Origin of the sequence: Streptomyces sp. NPDC091682, from assembly GCF_044756625.1 — a bacterium.
Lineage (GTDB): Bacteria > Actinomycetota > Actinomycetes > Streptomycetales > Streptomycetaceae > Streptomyces.
In genome coordinates this window covers 36,172-53,789 of the sequence record NZ_JBIVTH010000002.1, presented here as the reverse complement: position 1 = coordinate 53,789, position 17,618 = coordinate 36,172, and the positions used below count along the sequence as shown (strand labels likewise).

General features: G+C 72.4%; 14 protein-coding genes and 1 riboswitch. Of the genes, 3 read left to right on the top strand and 11 right to left on the bottom strand.

Going from position 1 to position 17,618, the window contains the following annotated elements:
* Positions 1-69: 69 nt before the first annotated feature.
* The 11 genes from ACIQK6_RS04655 to ACIQK6_RS04605 form a co-directional block, all read right to left on the bottom strand.
* Entirely contained in the window at positions 70-264 is a 195-nt protein-coding gene (locus ACIQK6_RS04655; RefSeq protein WP_402694314.1) for a DUF6545 domain-containing protein, read from the bottom strand.
* Positions 265-549: 285 nt separating this feature from the next.
* Positions 550-1,269, bottom strand: coding sequence for a DUF2993 domain-containing protein (locus ACIQK6_RS04650; protein ID WP_402694313.1), 720 nt, complete (start codon positions 1,267-1,269; stop codon positions 550-552).
* Positions 1,266-3,587 (bottom strand): MMPL family transporter, encoded by a 2,322-nt coding sequence (locus ACIQK6_RS04645; protein ID WP_329095630.1) that lies wholly within the window; start codon positions 3,585-3,587, stop codon positions 1,266-1,268. Before ACIQK6_RS04645 ends, ACIQK6_RS04650 begins: the two co-directional genes overlap by 4 nt.
* Before the next feature lie 96 nt (positions 3,588-3,683).
* Positions 3,684-5,075, bottom strand: a complete 1,392-nt coding sequence (locus tag ACIQK6_RS04640; protein WP_402694312.1) for a histidine kinase dimerization/phospho-acceptor domain-containing protein — start codon at positions 5,073-5,075, stop codon at positions 3,684-3,686.
* The gene (locus ACIQK6_RS04635; protein WP_329095626.1) at positions 5,072-5,758 is read right to left on the bottom strand and encodes a response regulator transcription factor; all 687 of its coding nucleotides are present in this window, start codon (positions 5,756-5,758) and stop codon (positions 5,072-5,074) included. The genes ACIQK6_RS04640 and ACIQK6_RS04635 overlap by 4 nt, the downstream gene beginning before the upstream one ends.
* Before the next feature lie 175 nt (positions 5,759-5,933).
* Positions 5,934-6,707 carry an enoyl-CoA hydratase gene (locus ACIQK6_RS04630; RefSeq protein ID WP_329095624.1) on the bottom strand — a complete coding sequence of 258 codons (774 nt, stop codon included), beginning with the start codon at positions 6,705-6,707 and terminating at the stop codon, positions 5,934-5,936.
* A complete protein-coding gene (mmsB, locus tag ACIQK6_RS04625; protein WP_402694311.1) occupies positions 6,704-7,606 on the bottom strand; it encodes a 3-hydroxyisobutyrate dehydrogenase in 903 nt (300 codons plus the stop codon). Before mmsB ends, ACIQK6_RS04630 begins: the two co-directional genes overlap by 4 nt.
* The gene (locus tag ACIQK6_RS04620; protein WP_402694310.1) at positions 7,603-8,706 is read right to left on the bottom strand and encodes an enoyl-CoA hydratase/isomerase family protein; all 1,104 of its coding nucleotides are present in this window, start codon (positions 8,704-8,706) and stop codon (positions 7,603-7,605) included. Before ACIQK6_RS04620 ends, mmsB begins: the two co-directional genes overlap by 4 nt.
* Positions 8,703-9,857, bottom strand: a complete 1,155-nt coding sequence (locus tag ACIQK6_RS04615; protein WP_402694309.1) for an acyl-CoA dehydrogenase family protein — start codon at positions 9,855-9,857, stop codon at positions 8,703-8,705. The genes ACIQK6_RS04620 and ACIQK6_RS04615 overlap by 4 nt, the downstream gene beginning before the upstream one ends.
* Complete coding sequence (locus ACIQK6_RS04610; protein ID WP_402694308.1) at positions 9,854-11,353, bottom strand: CoA-acylating methylmalonate-semialdehyde dehydrogenase; 1,500 nt, start codon at positions 11,351-11,353, stop codon at positions 9,854-9,856. The genes ACIQK6_RS04615 and ACIQK6_RS04610 overlap by 4 nt, the downstream gene beginning before the upstream one ends.
* 204 nt (positions 11,354-11,557) lie before the next feature.
* Positions 11,558-11,743: riboswitch (cobalamin riboswitch) on the bottom strand.
* 88 nt (positions 11,744-11,831) lie between these two features.
* Complete coding sequence (locus ACIQK6_RS04605) at positions 11,832-13,247, bottom strand: short-chain fatty acyl-CoA regulator family protein (RefSeq protein WP_329095616.1); 1,416 nt, start codon at positions 13,245-13,247, stop codon at positions 11,832-11,834.
* A gap of 388 nt (positions 13,248-13,635) precedes the next feature.
* Between ACIQK6_RS04605 and aceA the strand changes: the two genes are divergently transcribed.
* The 3 genes from aceA to ACIQK6_RS04590 all read left to right on the top strand — a co-directional run bounded on the left by aceA (position 13,636) and on the right by ACIQK6_RS04590 (position 17,500).
* Positions 13,636-14,922 (top strand): isocitrate lyase, encoded by a 1,287-nt coding sequence (aceA, locus tag ACIQK6_RS04600; protein ID WP_329095615.1) that lies wholly within the window; start codon positions 13,636-13,638, stop codon positions 14,920-14,922.
* A 92-nt stretch (positions 14,923-15,014) separates the two neighbouring features.
* Positions 15,015-16,607: a malate synthase A gene (aceB, locus tag ACIQK6_RS04595; protein WP_329095613.1), complete on the top strand. Its 1,593-nt coding sequence runs from the start codon at positions 15,015-15,017 to the stop codon at positions 16,605-16,607.
* Positions 16,604-17,500, top strand: a complete 897-nt coding sequence (locus tag ACIQK6_RS04590) for a 3-hydroxybutyryl-CoA dehydrogenase (RefSeq protein WP_329095611.1) — start codon at positions 16,604-16,606, stop codon at positions 17,498-17,500. Before aceB ends, ACIQK6_RS04590 begins: the two co-directional genes overlap by 4 nt.
* The last annotated feature ends 118 nt before the right edge of the window (positions 17,501-17,618 follow it).

The following is a 17,618-nucleotide window of genomic DNA, read 5'->3' as shown; positions in this document are numbered from 1 at the left end:
CCGCCGCAACGGCGGGGGAAACGGGATACCCGCCCGGTTTGACGGGGGATGCAAACCGGGCGGGAGTTCTCAACTCGCCCTGCCGAGCTTACTGTAGGCGGCTGCCGCTTGGGTGAGCCATGCGAGCTCTGCCGCGAAGTCGTTCGTATCGCGGTCGTCGAAATCGCCGGCGTCCTCGTCGTTCCGGGGCACCGTGCGGGTCGGTTTTGCCTGCAAGGCGCGCTTGAACTGTGCAGCTTCGGCGAAGGCCTGCCGCGATTCCACGCTCACCTCCTTGGCCGGATCACGACCCCCGGTGGCGGCGCGGTCGATGGACGGACGCAAGTCCCGCCAGAGCGGGTGGAGCGACCGGTACGACCGGTACGCCCGGTACGTGCGGGCCCGTTCCGGAGCCGGGTCGCCGCCGGCCCCCGGAGGAGTTGGGGTCAGGCCGAGCGGGAGCACGACGATGCCGCGGCGCTGAAGACCGACGCGGCGACCTCATCTGCTGTGATCCGGCCACCGGGCGGGCGCGGAACGTTCCGGGCGAACGCGGTCGAGCGGTGGGTGTCAGTGGTCGGGCAGGGTGCTCGGGCCGCCGGTCAAAGAGACGTGCAGGCCGTCCGGTCGGACCTCGGCGGAGGTGGCGGCGAGCCCGAGCGGGTACTCCTTCGGCGCGCCCGACTGCGGGCCGAACCCGTCGGCACCGATCCCGAGCCGGGAGGTGGGGACGGAGCGGCCGAACAGGGTGAGCCCGTCGACGCCGAGGGTGACCTTGCCGTCCGCGAGCACCGGACGCAGCGTCAGCCGCCCGAGGCCGCCCGGGCCGACGTCCGTGAGGATCGTCCCCTTGGCCGGGTCGGTGGTGACGTCGGCCACCGCCACGGACGGAACGGCGTTGCGGATCGCGGCGGCGAGGGACTGCGTGGAGACCGTCACGTCCGCGCGGGTGCTGCCGACCGTGTTCGTTTCGCCGAGGCGGACGTCGTCCAGCCGGGCCCGGACGCGGACTTGGGAGAGCCGTCCCACCCGGGCGTCGTCGCTGCTGATGTCGAGCCGGGGAATGCTTCCGTGCGCCAGGTCCCACAGGGCCCAGTCGCCGGCCGTGGCGACTGCCACGTCGTCACCGAGTCCGGGAGCCGCTCGTGCGACGCGGTCGTGTATGCGGTGGCGGACCGTGTACTCGGCCGCGCCGGTGGCGACGACGGCCAGCAGGACCACGGCGACCGTGACCGTGAGGACGGGTCGGCGGCGCAGGGCGGCCCAGGTCCTCGTCAGGGGGTGCTTCATCGCCGTTCTCCTCGTGCGGGTGTGAAATCGGGTGCGGGGGTGCCTGGTGCACCGGGGTCAGATCCCGGAGTAGGTCCGGGAGTCGGTCCGGGATTCGATCGGGGATTCGATCCGGGATCGTACCCGGCAAGGGGCTCCGGTCCGGCGGCGGGCCCTTCCGGGTCGAGATGCGGAAGGAACCGGTCCAACCAGTCGGGGAGCCACCAGTTGGCGCGCCCGAGGAGGTACATGGACGAGGGCACCAGGAGCAGGCGGACCACGGTGGCGTCGATGATGACGCTGACGCCGAGGCCCAGCGCGAGCATCTTGACGGCGACGTTGGTGGAGAGCAGGAACGCCAGGAACACGCTGGTCATGATCAGTGCCGCGCAGGTGATGACGCGGGCCGTGGCGGCGAGTCCGGTGGCGACGGCCCGGTGGTTGTCCCGGCAACTCAGCCAGGTCTCGCGGATCCGGGAGAGCAGGAAGACCTCGTAGTCCATGGAGAGCCCGAAGACGATCGCGAACATCATCATCGGTACGTAGGACTCGACGGGCACCTTCTCGGTGACGCCGAACAGCGCCCCGCCCCAGCCCCATTGGAAGACCGCGACGACCACGCCGTAGGCGGCGGCGATGGAGAAGAGGTTGAGCACGGCGGCCTTGAGCGCCACCAGCGGGCTGCGGAAGACGGTCAGCAGCAGCAGGAACGCGGCGGCGACGACCACGGCGATGATCAGGGGCAGTTTGGCGGTGAGGGTGTCGGTGAAGGTCTGGGCGGCGGCGGTCGTGCCCGTGAGGTAGCCGGTGGCTCCGGTGCCCGACAGCGTCCGCGGCACCGTCTCGTCCTGCAAGGTGTGGATCAGGTCCGCGGTGGCCGCGTCCTGCGGGCCGGTGGTGGGCACGACCGTGGTGATGAGCAGGGCGCGGTCGGGGCTGGGCACCGGCGCAGTGACGGAGGCGACGCCCGGTACGGCGGCCAGCTCGCGCCGGAGCGACGCCGCGAGGTCCTGGCGCAGGCCCTCGCTCTCGACGTGGCGGCTGTCGAGGTGGGTGACGACGGTGAGCGGGCCGTTGGCCCCCGGGCCGAAGCCCTCGGTGATCAGATCGTAGGCGCGGCGGTCGGTCCTGCTGGTGGACTGGGCACCTGCGTCGACGTGGCCGAGCTGCATGGACGCGACGGGGACCGCCAGTGCACCGAGTACGAGCAGGCCGCCGACCAGGAAGAGCCACGGGCGACGGCTCACCCTGACGGCCCAGCGCTGCCAGACGTCCGCCTCACCGGTGGGTTCCGCGACCGGCTCGCGGACGTGCAGGCGGTCGATGCGGCGGCCGAGCAGACCGAGCAGGGCGGGGGTCAGGGTCACGGACGCGGCCGCGGCCACGAGGACGCTGAGTCCGGCGGCGACACCGAGGGCGCCGATGAAGCCGACGCCGGAGGCGCACAGCCCGCCCAGGGCCATGGCCACCGTGGCGGCCGCGACCAGCACGGCCCGGCCGCTGGTGGCCACCGTACGGCCGACCGCCTCGGTGGGTTCGGCTCCGGCGTGCAGCAGGGCCCGGTAGCGGGTGGCGAGGAAGAGCGCGTAGTCGATGCCGACGCCGAGGCCCATCATCGCGGCCAGGGTCGGAGCGGCCTGGGCGAAGCCGAAGTGCCCGGCGAGCAGTCCGAGCCCGGCCAGGCTCACGGACAGGCCGATCACGGCCGTCACCAGGGGCAGGCCGGTGGCGGCGACGCTGCCGAAGCCGATCAGCAGCACGAGCACGGCGACGGCCAGACCGATCGCCTCCGAGGCGCGGTCGGCGGACTTGGGGGTGGCCAGCTGGCCGAGCGGGGCCCCGTACTCGACGGTGACGTCGTCGGCGCGCAGCGGCTCGACGGCGGTGTCGACCTCAGCGAGGTAGGTGGGGTCGAAGCTCGCCGGGTTGCCGTCGAAGCGGACGGTCACCTGGGCGGTCCGGCCGTTTGCGGAGACCGCCCCGGGGGTGGTGAGCGGGTCGGCCACCGACAGGACGTCCGGAAGCCGGCCCAGGTTGGCGACGGCCGTCTCGACGGCCGCCCGGTGATCGGTGACCGCACCCTCGTCGGAGGTGATCACGAGGGCGGAGGCGGTGCCGCCGGACGCGGTGGTGTGGGCCGTCAGCAGGTCCGCGCCGGTCTGGGTGCTGGTACCGGGGAGGGAGAAGCTGTCCGCGTAGGTGCCGCCCCAGGTGTGGTTGGCGAGCCCGAGGCCGACCAGTGCCAGTACCCACAGGGCGACGACCCGCCAGGCGTGCCGGGCGCACCAGCGCCCGCTCCGGTGGAGCAGCCCCGGTCGCCGGGCCGATTCAGTGTTCATGGGGCCACTGTGCGCGGTGTGTGTAAGGAGGTCGTGGGCGCATTGTTCGGGGAAGGTAAGGGGCCGCCGGCACACCCGAGCGGGAGGGTGCGCCCTTCAGGCGGAGGGTGCCGGCGGGAGGGTGACGGTGAAGCAGGCGCCGCCCTCCGGACCGTGCCCCTCGACGCGGATGCCGGCGCCGAGCCGGCCGGTCAGACGATGGGCGATGGCCAGCCCCAATCCGCTGCCGACCGGGCGGGTGCCCCGATAGCGCTCGTGGAGGGCGCCGTGCTCGAATGCGATGCGCACGTCGTCGTCGGTGAGGCCGGGCCCGCCGTCGCGGACCTGTAGTTCGGCCCCGCCGTCCGAGGTGGCCGGACGGACGGCGAGGACGAGGGGTGCACCCTCGGGCGTGACGCGCAGCGCGTTCTGCACCAGGCCGTCGATCAGCTGCCGGACCCGGAAGGCGTCCGTCGCGACGACGACGGGCCCTTCCGGCCGTTCGAGCCGGAGATCGACGCCGTGGCGTGCGCACAGCCCGGTCCAGAACGCGGCGGCTTCGGAGACCAACGTGCGGAGGTCGGCCGGAGCCACGTCCAGACGGAAGTCGTCCGCCTCCAGCCGGGCCAGGTCCAGCAGGTCCCCGAGGAGCCGGTCCAGGCGCCGGGTCTCCTCCGCCAGGATGGAGCCGACTTCGGGCACCCGCTCCGGCTCGATCAGACCGTCGGCGAGCGCCTCGGCATAGCCCTGCAGCGCGGTCAGCGGGGTGCGCAGATCGTGGGAGACGGAGAGCAGGAAATCCCGCTGCCGGTTCTCGCTGTGGGCCAGCGCCCCGTCCAGGACGTTGAGGGCGCGCCCGATGTCCGCGGTCTCCCGGGGCCCGTCGACCGGGGCCGGTACGCCGCGTTCGCCGTCGGCGAGCCGGTGCGCGATCTGCGCGGCCGTCACCAGCGGACGGGCGATGCGGCGGGCGAGGAGCACTCCGGCCAGGGCCGCGCCGAGCATGCCGACGACCAGCGGGACGATCACGTTGCGGCGGATCCGGCTCGTGTTCTCGGTGACGACCGCGTACGGCTCGGTCAGTACGACGGCGCCGCCGCCGCGCACGCCGGGCTGCCCCACCAGCAGTACCTCCTGGCCACCGAGGATGCCGGTGGTGGAGACCGGGTCCCCGGCCAGCAGGGCCGACTTGGACCTCCGGTCGACGGCAGGGCCGGCGGTGCCGCTCACGGTGCCGTCCGGGGCGATGACCGCGAGCTGCACCTCGTTGGGCCCCGCCAGGACCTGGGCGCCGGTGAAGAGCGCCTCGGACACGGCCGGCAGCCGGCTGAGCACCGTCGCCTGACGGGTCAGCTGGTCGCGTTCACGCTGTTCGGCACCGTGCGCGGCGGTCTGCCAGGCGATCAGTCCGGTCAGGGCCACCGCGAGCGCCGCCACCAGGGTGGTCAGCACCACGATCTTGCGGGCGAGGGAGCTACGGCGCGGACCGGTGCGGGGGCGGCCGGTCACGGGCCGGGAGCCGTCGCGCTGTACCCGACGCCGCGGACCGTACGGATCGGGCTCGCGTCGCCGAGCTTGGCACGTACCTGCGAGACGAAGACGTCGACCATGCGGGTGTCGCGGTAGCCGGGGTACCCCCACACCTGGGCGAGCAGTTGCTCGCGGGTGAAGACCTGGCCCACGTGCTGGAGGAGGTGGGAGAGCAGGTTGAACTCGGTGGCGGTGAGCTCGACCGGCTCGCCGTCGCGGCGCACGGTGCGGCTGACCGGGTCCACGCTGAGCCGGCCGGTGTCCCCGGGCGGCGGTCCGGGCGGGCCCGCCGCCCGGCGCAGTACGGTCTTGACCCGGGCGACCAGCTCGCGCGGCGAGAACGGCTTGGTCAGGTAGTCGTCCGCACCGAGTTCGAGGCCGAGGATCCGGTCGGCCTCCTCACCGCGGGCGGTGACCAGCAGGACCGGGGTCCAGTCGCCGGCGTCCCGCAGGGCGCGGCAGAAGGCGATGCCGTCCATGCCGGGCAGGCCGATGTCCAGGACGATCGCCACCGGGTGCATGCGCCGCGCGGCCGCGAGACCGGCGCCGCCGTCGGCCTCGACGTGGACGCCGAAGCCCTCGCGGGTCAGGTAGAGGCGTTGCACGTCGGAGATGTGGCGCTCGTCCTCGACGATCAGTACGAGGCCCCTGGACTCCGTCATCACTGCCCTTCAGCCGCGGTTGGCAACAACGATGCTAACCGCGCCGACCCGCCCTCCCGGCGGGCGCGCCGCCATCCGTACGTTCCCCGAACAATGCGCCGGCCGGCCGGCCGTCGCGGCCGGCCGCGGGCCGGGTACGGCGCAGTCACGCGCCGTACCCGGTTCGTGCACTGCCTCAGCCGTGGCTGAAGCGGGGCGGGCGCTTGTCCACGAAGGCGGACATGCCCTCCTTCTGGTCGGCGGTGGCGAAGACCGCGTGGAACAGCCGGCGTTCGAAGCGGACGCCCTCGGTGAGAGTGGTCTCGAAGGCCCGGTTCACGGCCTCCTTGGCCATCATCGCGACCGGCTTGGACATCCCCGCGACGGTCTCGGCGACCGCGAGGGCCTCGGACAGCAGCTCGTCGGCCGGGACGATCCGGGAGACCAGGCCCGCCCTCTCGGCCTCGACCGCGTCCATGGTGCGGCCCGTCAGGCACAGTTCCATGGCCTTGGCCTTGCCGACGGCCCGGGTGAGCCGCTGGGATCCGCCGATCCCCGGGATCACCCCGAGCTTGATCTCGGGCTGCCCGAACTTCGCGGTGTCCGCGGCGAGCAGGATGTCGCACATCATCGCGAGCTCGCAGCCACCGCCCAGGGCGTAGCCGGAAACCGCCGCGAGGGTGGGCGTGCGGACCTGCCCGAGCCGGTCCCAGGCCGTGAACCAGTCCGAGAGGTACATGTCCATGTAGCTGCGCGGCCGCATCTCCTTGATGTCGGCGCCGGCTGCGAAGGCCTTCGCGGAGCCGGTCAGGACGATGCAGCCGACCTCCGGATCACGGTCCAGTTCCTCCGCGGCGGCCACCACCTCGGTCATGACCCGGAGGTTGAGGGCGTTGAGGGCCTCCGGCCGATCGAGGGTGAGGACGGCCACCCGCCCCTTGCGCTCCAGCAGGATGGTTTCGTAGGTCATGCGGGGGTTCCGTTCCGGGGTCGCAGGGTGTGGACGATCGCCGAGAAGTCGAGGCCCGCGCCCTCGCCGGCGGCGAAGTCGGCGTACAGCTCGGCGGCCTTCAGGCCCAGCGGCGCCTCCACCCCGCCGGCCCGCAGGGCGTTCGCCGCCAGGGCGAGGTCCTTGGCCATGAGGGGGGCGGCGAAGCCGGGAAGGTAGTCACGGTTGGCGGGGCTGCTCGGAACCGGTCCGGGCACGGGGCAGTTGACGGTGAGGGCCCAGCACTGGCCGGAGGCGGTGGAGGCCACGTCGTAGAGGGCCTGGTGGTCCAGGCCGAGGCTCTCGGCGAGGACGAAGGCCTCGCTCACCCCGATCATCGAGACGGCGAGGATCATGTTGTTGCAGATCTTCGCGGCCTGTCCGGCGCCCGCCGTCCCGCAGTGCACGGCCTTCTTGCCCATCGCGCCGAGCAGTGGCGCGGCCGCCGCGAACTCCTCGGCGCCGCCGCCCGCCATGAAGGTGAGGCTCGCCGCCTGCGCGCCGACCACCCCGCCCGAGACGGGCGCGTCCAGGGACCGGTGACCGGCCGCCCCGGCGGCCTCGTGGGCCGCCCGCGCGTCGGCCACGTCGATGGTCGAGCAGTCGACGAAGAGGGTGCCGGGCCGCGCGGCGGCCAGCAGCCCGCCCTCCCCGTACAGGGCGAGGACGTGCGCGCCCGCCGGCAGCATGGTGATCACCACGTCGGCCGCGGCGGCCGCCGAGGCGGCCGACACCGCCGGCTCCACCCCCGTCGCGGCGGCGCTGGCCAGCAGCTCCGGCACCAGGTCGAAGCCGAGGACACGATGTCCGGCCTTCACCAGGTTGGCCGCCATCGGGCCACCCATGTGGCCCAGTCCGACGAACGCCACGGTCCTGCTCACCAGGGCACCTCCTGAGTCGAATCCGTACGGGTCAGGGCCAGTTCGTGCGCGCCGAGCGGGGCGAAGTACCGTTCCACGTCCGCCGGACCCACCTCCGCCAGCGCGGGCGGCGACCACCGCGGGCTCCGGTCCTTGTCGATGACCTGTGCGCGGATCCCCTCCACCAGATCGGGGGAGGACAGCGCCGCGCAGGAGATCCGGTACTCCTGCTCCAGCGCCCGCTCCAACGGGCCGAGCCCGCGCACCCGGCGCAGGGCGGCCAGGGTCACCTTCAGCGCCGTGGGCGACTTGGCCCGCAGCGTGGCTGCGGCCTCCTTCGCCGCCGGGGCGCCGCTGTCGAGCAGGCGCTCCACGATGTCCTCCACCGTGTCCGCCGCGTAGCAGTGGTCGATCCACTCGCGGTCACCGTCGAGCGTGCCACCGGGAGCCGGAGCGACGTACCGTTCCAGCACTTCGTGTACGGAGGCCCGCGCCAGGTCGGCCGCCAGCCGCGGCAGCAGCTCCGAGGGGACGAAATGATCGGCCAGTCCGCAGAGCAGTGCGTCCGCCGCCCCGACCGGCGCCCCCGTCAGGGCCAGGTGGGTGCCCAGTTCCCCGGGCGCCAGCGCCAGCAGGTACGTGCCGCCGACGTCGGGGACGAAGCCGATGCCCGTCTCCGGCATGGCCACGCGGGAGCGTTCGGTGACGATCCGTACGGTGCCGTGGGCCGAGATCCCGACGCCGCCACCCATGACGATGCCGTCCATGAGGGCGACGTACGGCTTGGGGTAGCGGGCGATGCGGGCGTTGAGCCGGTACTCGTCGCGCCAGAAGTCGGCCGAGGCCCTGCCGCCCGTGCGGGCGTCCTCGTAGATCGCGCGGACGTCACCGCCCGCGCACAGGCCGCGCTCACCCGCGCCCTCGATGACGACGGCCGTGACGTCCGGGTCGTGCTGCCAGCGGGCGAGCGCCTCGTCGATGCGCAGCACCATGGGGTGGGTGAGGGCGTTCAGGGCCTTGGGGCGGTTGAGGGTGAGGTAGCCGGTGTGGCCCTCGGTCCGCAGGAGCACGTGGCCCTGGTCCTGGTCCTGGTCGTGGTTCCCGGGGGATCCGTGGTTCATCGCAGGGCCTCCGTGAGCCCGCGGGCGACGATGATGCGCATGACCTCGTTGGTGCCTTCCAGGATCTGGTGGACCCGAAGGTCGCGGACGATCTTCTCGATGCCGTACTCGCTCAAGTAGCCGTAACCTCCGTGGAGTTGGAGTGCCCGGTCGGCGACCGCGTAGCCGGTGTCCGTGGCGAACCGCTTGGCCATCGCGCACAGCTGCGGGGCCAGCGGGTCGCCCCGGTCCAGCGCGTCGGCGGCCTGGCGGACCAGGGCGCGGGCCGCGGCCAGCTCGGTGGCCATGTCCGCGAGCCGGAACTGCAGGGCCTGGGCGTCCAGCAGCCGGGCCCCGAAGGCCTCCCGGTCGGCCAGGTGCGCGAGGCTGCGGTCCAGCGCGCTCTGCGCACCGCCCAGGGAGCAGGCGGCGATGCCGAGGCGACCGCCGTTGAGGCCGTTCATGGCGATGCGGAAGCCGTCGCCGTCGGCGCCGAGCCGCCGATCGGCGGGGACGCGGACCCCGTCGAGGACCACCTGGCGGGTGGGTTGGGCGTTCCAGCCCATCTTGCGCTCGTTCGGACCGAAGGAGACCCCGGCATCCGCGCGTTCGACGACGAACGCGGAGATGCCGCCCGGGCCCTCCCCGCCGGTGCGGGCCATGACGATGTAGACCTCGGAGGCGCCGGCGCCGGAGATGAACTGCTTGACCCCGGTCAGCACGTAGCCGTCGCCGGTGCGCTCGGCCCGGGTGCGCAGCTGGGCCGCGTCGGATCCGGCGCCGGGCTCGGTCAGGCAGTAGCTGCCCAGCGACCGGGCGGAGCACAGGTCGGGGAGCCAGCGGGCCCGCTGGTCCGCGTCCCCGTACCGGTCGATCATCCAGGCGACCATGTTGTGGATGGAGAGGTATCCGGCGATGGAGGGGCAACCGGTGGCGAGGGTCTCGAAGACGAGGACGCCGTCGCTGCGGCTGAGGCCGCTGCCGCCGTGCTCCTCGCGGACGTAGACGCCGCCGAGCCCGAGGTCCGCCGCCTTGCGGATCACGTCCAGCGGGAAGTGCTTGTCCTGGTCCCAGGTGACGGCGTACGGGCCGAGCTGCTCCTGGGCGAAGTCGAGGGTGACTTCGGCGAGGGCGAGCTGATCGGGGCTGAGGGTGAGGGTCACCGGGCTCATCCCATCGTCGGGATGGTGAAGCTCGCGCCCTCCTTGGCCCCGGAGGGCCAGCGCGAGGTGACGGTCTTGGTGCGGGTGTAGAAGCGGATCGAGTCGGGGCCGTGCTGGTTCAGATCGCCGAAGCCGGACCGCTTCCAGCCGCCGAAGGTGTGATACGCCACGGGGACCGGGATCGGCACGTTGACGCCGACCATGCCGGCGCCCACCCGGCGGGTGAAGTCGCGCGCCGTGTCGCCGTCGCGCGTGAAGATCGCGACGCCGTTGCCGTACGGGTGCTCGGTGGGCAGCCGCAGGGCCTCCTCGTAATCGGCGGCCCGTACGACGGACAGCACCGGGCCGAAGATCTCCTCGCGGTAGATCCGCATCTGCGGGGTCACCCGGTCGAAGAGGGTGGCGCCGGCGAAGAAGCCGTCCTCGTGTCCGGGCAGGGTGAACCCGCGGCCGTCCACGACGAGTTCGGCGCCTTCGGTGGCTCCGATGCCGACGTAGCGGTTCACCCGGTCGAGGGCGTCCCGGCTGACCAGCGGCCCGAAATCGGCCTCGGGGTCGTCGGAGCGGCCCACCCGCAGGGTGGCGATCCGTTCCTTCAACTTTCCGACCAGGGCGTTCGCGGTCTCCTCGCCGACGGGGACGGCGACGGCGATGGCCATGCAGCGCTCGCCCGCGGAGCCGTAGCCGGCGCCGATGAGGGCCTCCACGGCCTGGTCGAGATCGGCGTCGGGCATCACGATCATGTGGTTCTTGGCGCCGCCGAAGCACTGGGCGCGCTTGCCGTGGGCCGCGGCGGTGGCGTAGATGTGCGCGGCGATCGGGGTGGAGCCGACGAAGCCGAGGGCTTGCACGCGCGGGTCTTCCAGGAGGGTGTCGACGGCTTCCTTGCCGCCGTTGACCACATTGAGCACGCCGGGCGGCAGCCCGGCCTCCAGGAACAGTTCGGCGAGGCGCAGCGGTACGGAGGGGTCGCGCTCGGAGGGCTTCAGGATGAAGGAGTTGCCGCAGGCCAGGGCGGGCGCGGCTTGCCACAGGGGGATCATCGCGGGGAAGTTGAAGGGGGTGATCCCGGCGACCACGCCGAGCGGTGAGCGCAGGGAGTGCACGTCGATCCCGGTGCCCGCGTTGTCGGTGAACTCGCCCTTCAGCAGGTGCGGGACGCCGGCGGCGAACTCGACCACCTCCAGACCGCGTTGCAGGTCACCGTGGGCGTCGGCGACGGTCTTGCCGTGTTCGCAGGACAACAGCCTTGCGAGGGAGTCCCGTTCGCCCTCGACCAGCTGGAGGAAGCGCAGCAGGACGCGCGAGCGGCGCTGCGGGTTCCACTGCCCCCAGTCGGCCTGCGCCTCCTCGGCGTTCGCGATGGCGGCCTCGGTGTCGGCCCGCCCCGCGAGCGGGACGCGGGCCTGGACGGAGCCGGTGTTGGGGTCGTACACGTCGGTGAAGAGTCCGGAGGATCCGGTGGTGTGCTTGCCGCCGATGAAATGGGTGAGTTCACGGACCATGGGTGCCTGCTCTCGTCAGGTTGGATCCGGGGATGGCACGACCGACCGGCGGACGGCACCCGATCGGGTGCGCCGCTGGGGAAGGCCGTGGGACTGGGTCGAATGGGACGACCTACGAGCGTGCGAACGTGTGCGCGCGCTCCGCCGGATCACCAGGGTCGTGGGTACAAACCGGTGCCATGCGTGTCTGCTCCATCCTCGTGGACAACACGGAACATCCGCGGCCGGTATCCTGACTCCCGGATCCCCGCGTGCCGCCCGCCTTCCCGACAGACCTCGTCAGTGGCGTGTGGATGGCAGCACACTCCCCGGTCACAGTGGCGGGACCGTGCCGGTTTCTCACCGGCTTCCCTGCACCGCGGACCTTGTGCCACGAACATATAGTTGGACGTCCTAGTAAGTCCAGAGCCGCCGCCGCGCGCCTTCCGTCCGGCCGCGGCGGCCGACCTGTCGTGCCGCCCGTGGGCCTGGCGCCCGCTCAGTTCCGTGCCGGGACGTCGTTCCTGGTCACCGGGTACGGGATGAAGGTGCTGCTGTTCTCGTCGACGGCCAGCGCCCGCCCGAGCGGCGGCACGGCCCGCTGCGGACAGTCGAGGCGTTCGCAGAGGCGGCAACCCATGCCGATGGGGGTGGCGGCCGCCGCGTTGTCGAGGTCGAGTCCGTCGGCGTACACGAGCCGCGAGGCGTGCCGGATCTCGCAGCCGAGCCCGATCGCGAAGGTCTTGCCCGGCTCGCCCCAGCCGCCGCGGTGGCGGGTGACGGCCCGGGCGGTCCACAAGTAGCGCTGCCCGTCGGGCATGGCGGCCACCTGGACGTGGATGCGGCCGGGCGCGGCGAAGGCCTCGTAGACGTTCCACAGCGGGCAGGTGCCGCCCGCGCGGGAGAAGTGGAATCCGGTCGCGGACTGCCTCTTGGACATGTTCCCGGCCCGGTCCACTCGGACGAAGGAGAAGGGCACCCCGCGCAGCCTGGGCCGTTGCAGGGTGCTCAGCCGGTGGCAGACCGTCTCGTAGCCGATCCCGAAGTGGTCGGTGAGTCGCTCGATGTCGTAGCGGAACTCCTCGGCGGCCGCGTGGAAGGCGCGGTACGGGAGGATGAGCGCGCCCGCGAAGTGGTTGGCGATCCCGATCCGCGCGAGGGCGTGGACGGGGGTGCCGGGCTCGAAGTCCTCGGCGGCCAGCCGGTCCAGCTCGTCCCCGTACTCGATCAGCGCCAGCTGGGTGGCCATTCGGAACGCCTGCTGTCCCGGCCGGAGCCGGTTCGACAGGTGCAGGACCCGGGCGGCGGGGTCGTAGTGGTGCAGCCGGTCGGAGTCCGTGGCCGTCCGGATCCCGTGCCGGTCGCCGAGCCGGCGGGTCAGCGCGCGGATGACGTCCCCCGGGCGGATGCCGATCTCGACGGCCAGGTCTTCGGCGGCGACATCGGTGTCGTGGAGGTAGTTCTGCCGCCGGTAGAAGAACTCGCGGATCTCCTCGTGGGGCGAGCGAGGGCTGTCGGTGGCCACGTCCCGGCCGTCGGCGGCGTCGGCGAGGCGCTCGGCCAGGAGCTGGCTGCGCCGGCCCAGGTCCAACAGCACCGAGGCGACCGCGGGCATGCGGGTGGCCAGTTCGGCCAGGTCGGAGGGGGATACGCGGGCGCGGGCCACCTCGTTCGCGAGCGCTTCGCGCAGGTCGGCGACCAGCCGGCTGGTGTCGCGTTCGGAGAAGAAGCCCGGGTCCACCCCGAAGGCCTCGGTGAGCCGCAGCAGGACGGGAACGGTGAGCGGCCGGGAGTCGTGCTCCATCTGGTTGAGGTAACTGGGGGAGATGGCGAGCACCCGGGCCAGGTCGGCCTGGGTCATCCGCCGCTCCTCGCGCAGCCGCCTCAGTCGTGCTCCCGCGTACGTCTTGCTCACCGAACTCCCTCGCCGTCTACCGAGCCGGACACGCGCCGCCAGGATACGGCGATCTTCGCGACCAGCGGGCTTCGCAACCTTGGCAATTTCGGGACCGAAGATTCGCAGACCTTGGCAGATGTACGTCCTTGATGGCACTCAGTGTCAGTGTCAGAGTCGGTGCTGCGGCCCGCCGGACACGGTGGCCGGGGGGAACCGACTGGCCCGATTCACGCCCTGATTTCGGCCATCCAGGCAGTTCGCCCCGGCGGCTCGGCAGCATTGCTCAGCTTCGGCCCATGGTCGGGTTCGGCGGCCGCAGCTCAACACCAGGCACAGAGTGCCAAAGCATCGGGTCCACGGCCCGGCCCATTGGCAAGACAAGCGACGGATGGAAACGGTGACGGTCATGGCACAGGCGAACACGACGGCGGCGGCCGAGCAGCTGGGGCAGCGGTGGGCCGACGACCCCCGCTGGGCGGGCATCGAGCGCACCTACACGGCCGAGGACGTGGTGCGGCTCTCGGGCAGCGTCCGCGAGGAGCACACCCTGGCCCGGCGCGGCGCCGAGCGACTGTGGCGACAGCTCCACGAGCAGGACTACATCCACGCCCTCGGCGCGCTCACCGGCGGCCAGGCGGTCCAGCAGGTGCGGGCCGGACTCCAGGCGATCTACCTCTCCGGCTGGCAGGTGGCCGCCGACGCCAACCAGGCCGGGCACACCTACCCCGACCAGAGCCTGTACCCGGTCAACTCGGTCCCGCAGGTGGTGCGTCGGATCAACAACGCGCTGCTGCGCGCCGACCAGATCGCCACCGCCGAGGGCGGCACCGACACCACGGACTGGCTCGCACCGATCGTCGCGGACGCCGAGGCCGGCTTCGGCGGCCCGCTGAACGCCTTCGAGCTCACCAAGGCGATGATCGCGGCCGGTGCCGCCGGCATCCACTACGAGGACCAGCTGGCCTCCGAGAAGAAGTGCGGCCACCTCGGCGGAAAGGTCCTCGTCCCGACCGCGCAGCACGTCCGCACCCTCAACGCGGCCCGCCTGGCGGCCGACATCGCCGATGTCCCGACCCTGATCATCGCCCGCACGGACGCCCTCGCCGCCACCCTCCTGACCAGCGACGTCGACGAACGCGACGCCGAGTTCTGCACCGGTGAGCGCACCGCCGAGGGCTTCTACCACGTACGCAACGGAATGGCTCCGGTCATCGCCCGCGGCCTCGCCTACGCCCCGTACGCCGACCTGATCTGGGTGGAGACCGGCACCCCGGACCTGGCGCAGGCCCGCGAGTTCGCCGAGGCGATCCACGCCCAGTACCCCGACCAGATGCTGGCCTACAACTGCTCGCCCTCCTTCAACTGGAAGGCCGCGCTGGACGACGACCAGATCGCCAAGTTCCAGCGGGAGCTCGGTGCGATGGGCTACCGCTTCCAGTTCATCACCCTGGCCGGCTTCCACTCGCTCAACCACGGCATGTTCGACCTCGCCCGCGGCTACGCCGAGCACGGCATGACCGCCTACGTCGACCTCCAGGAGCGCGAGTTCGCCGCCCAGGCCCAGGGGTTCACCGCCGTCAAGCACCAGCGCGAGGTCGGCACCGGCTACTTCGACCTCGTCTCCACCGCCGTCAACCCGGCCTCCTCCACGACCGCGCTCTCCGGATCCACCGAAGAAGAGCAGTTCCACTAGACCCTCTCTTCGCCGACTCCTTCCTCCTTCCGACGGGTGCCCGAGGGACCTTCCCCGGGCACCCGCCCACCGCCCCCGCTGAGGAGAACCGCATGCCCCTCTCCCCCCTGACCCGCAGCGTCCAGGTCCTCGGTGCGCCGGGTGAGCGCCACGAGGAGATCCTGACGCCCGAGGCCCTGGAGTTCATCGGCCGGCTCGACACCGCGTTCGCGGACCGCCGCCTGGAGGTCCTCAAGGAGCGCGACCGCCGCTCGGGCCACCTGGCCGGCGGCACCCCGCTCGACTTCCCGCTCGCCACCCGCGCCCTGCGCGAGGACCCGCACTGGCGCGTCGCCCCACCCGCGCCCGGCCTCACCGACCGCCGCGTCGAGATCACCGGCCCGCCGGAGCGCCGGATGGCCGTCAACGCCCTGAACTCCGGCGCCAAGGTTTGGATGGCCGACTTCGAGGACGCCACCGCCCCCACCTGGAACAACGTCATCGGCGGCCAGCTGACCCTGCTCGACGCCATCGAACGGCGCATCGACTTCACCACCCCGGAGGGCAAGGAGTACCGCCTCGGCGAGCAGCTCGCGACCATCATGGTCCGACCGCGCGGCTGGCACCTCCTCGAAGAGCACCTGGAGATCGACGGCCGACCCCTGTCCGCGTCCCTCGTCGACTTCGGCCTGTACTTCTTCCACTGCGCCCAGCGGCAGATCGACGCGGGCCACGGCCCGTACTTCTACCTGCCCAAGCTGGAGAACCGGTACGAGGCGCGCCTGTGGAACGACGTGTTCCTCCTCGCCCAGGAACTCCTCGACATCCCCCGCGGCACCGTCCGCGCCACCGTCCTCATCGAGACGATCACCGCCGCCTTCGAGATGGAGGAGATCCTCCACGAACTGCGCGAGCACAGCGCGGGACTGAACGCGGGCCGCTGGGACTACCTCTTCAGCCTGATCAAGACCTTCGGCCACCGCACCGACTTCCAACTGCCCGACCGGGCCAAGGTCACCATGACCGCCCCCTTCATGCGCGCCTACACCGAGCTGCTGGTCCGCACCTGCCACCGGCGCGGCGCCCAAGCCATCGGCGGGATGGCCGCCCACGTCCCCAGCCGGGACGCGGAAGCGAACGCCGCCGCCCTCGCCAAGGTCCGCCTCGACAAGGAACGGGAGGCCGAGGACGGCTTCGACGGCTCCTGGGTGGCCCACCCCGGACTGGTCCCCGTCTGCCGCGAGGTCTTCGACGGCGTACTGGGGGAGCGGCCGAACCAGCTGGACCGGACCCGGGCGGACGTCGAGATCACGGCCGCCGACCTGCTGTCCGTACGCCGGATCGCCGCGCCCCCCACCCGGGAGGGCATCCGCTCGAACGTCGCCGTGGCCCTGCGCTACTTCGACGCCTGGCTGCGCGGCAGCGGCGCCGTGGCCCTGTACGGCCTGATGGAGGACGCCGCGACCGCCGAGATCGCCCGCGTCCAGATCTGGCAGTGGCTGCGCCACGACCAGATCGACCGGGCGACGGTCCTCGACCTCCTCGACGCCGAATGCGCGGCCCTGGAAGAGGAGGACCCGCGGGCCCGGGTCGCCGAGGCCCGGGAGGTCTTCGTGAATACCGCGCTCACCCCCCGCCTGCCCGCCTTCTTCACCCCCGAGGCCTACACCCGCCACCTCGTCCGCCGAACGGAGAACGCCTCATGACCAGGTCGATCGCGCCGCTCGCGTCGGTCGCGTCGATCCACCGGGTCGGCATCGTGGGCGGCGGCCAGATGGGCGCGGGGATCGCCGAAGTGTGCGCCCGCGCCGGCCTCGACACCGTCGTCGCCGAGTCGGACGCCACGGCCGCCCGGGCCGCCCGGGAACGCGTCGCCGTCTCCCTCGAACGGGCCGTGCAGCGCGGCAAACTGGACCGGATCTCCGCCGAGGACGCCCTCGCCCGGCTCGTCTTCACCGGCGATCTGGAGGACCTCGCCGACCGGCAGCTTGTCATCGAGGCCGTCACTGAGAACCCCGAAGCCAAGATCGAGGTCTTCGCCGGCCTCGACAAGATCGTGGCGGACCCGGAAGCGATCCTCGCCACGAACACCTCGGCCATCCCGATCATGCGGCTGGGCATGGCCACCGGCCGCGCCGACCGGGTCGTGGGCCTGCACTTCTTCAACCCCGTCCCCGTCCTGCCGCTCGTGGAGGTCGTCTCCTCCCTCCACACCTCGCGCGACACGCTCGACGCCGTGGAAGCCTTCGCCCGGGGCGCCCTCGGCAAGACCACCGTCCGCTCCCAGGACCGGGCCGGTTTCGTGGTCAACGCCCTGTTGATCCCCTACCTCCTCTCGGCCATCCGCATGGCCGAATCCGGGTTCGCCGCCCCCGAGGACGTGGACGCCGGAATGGAACTGGGCTGCGCCCACCCGATGGGCCCGCTCAAACTCGCCGACCTGATCGGTCTGGACACCGTCGCGGCCATCGCGGAATCCCTCTACGAGGAGTTCAAGGAACCCCTGTACGCGCCGCCCCCGCTGCTCCAGCGGATGGTGCAGGCGGGTCTGCTCGGCCGCAAGAGCGGCCGCGGGTTCCACACGTACGGCCGGGGCTGAGGGGCCCCGGCGGTCTCCAGGGCAGAGGGTGCGCCGGAGACGCACGGAAACGGCGCGGGTGGGGCGAGTGGTGTCGCCGCACCCGCGCCGCACCGCGTACGGGAGCACGGGATCGCCG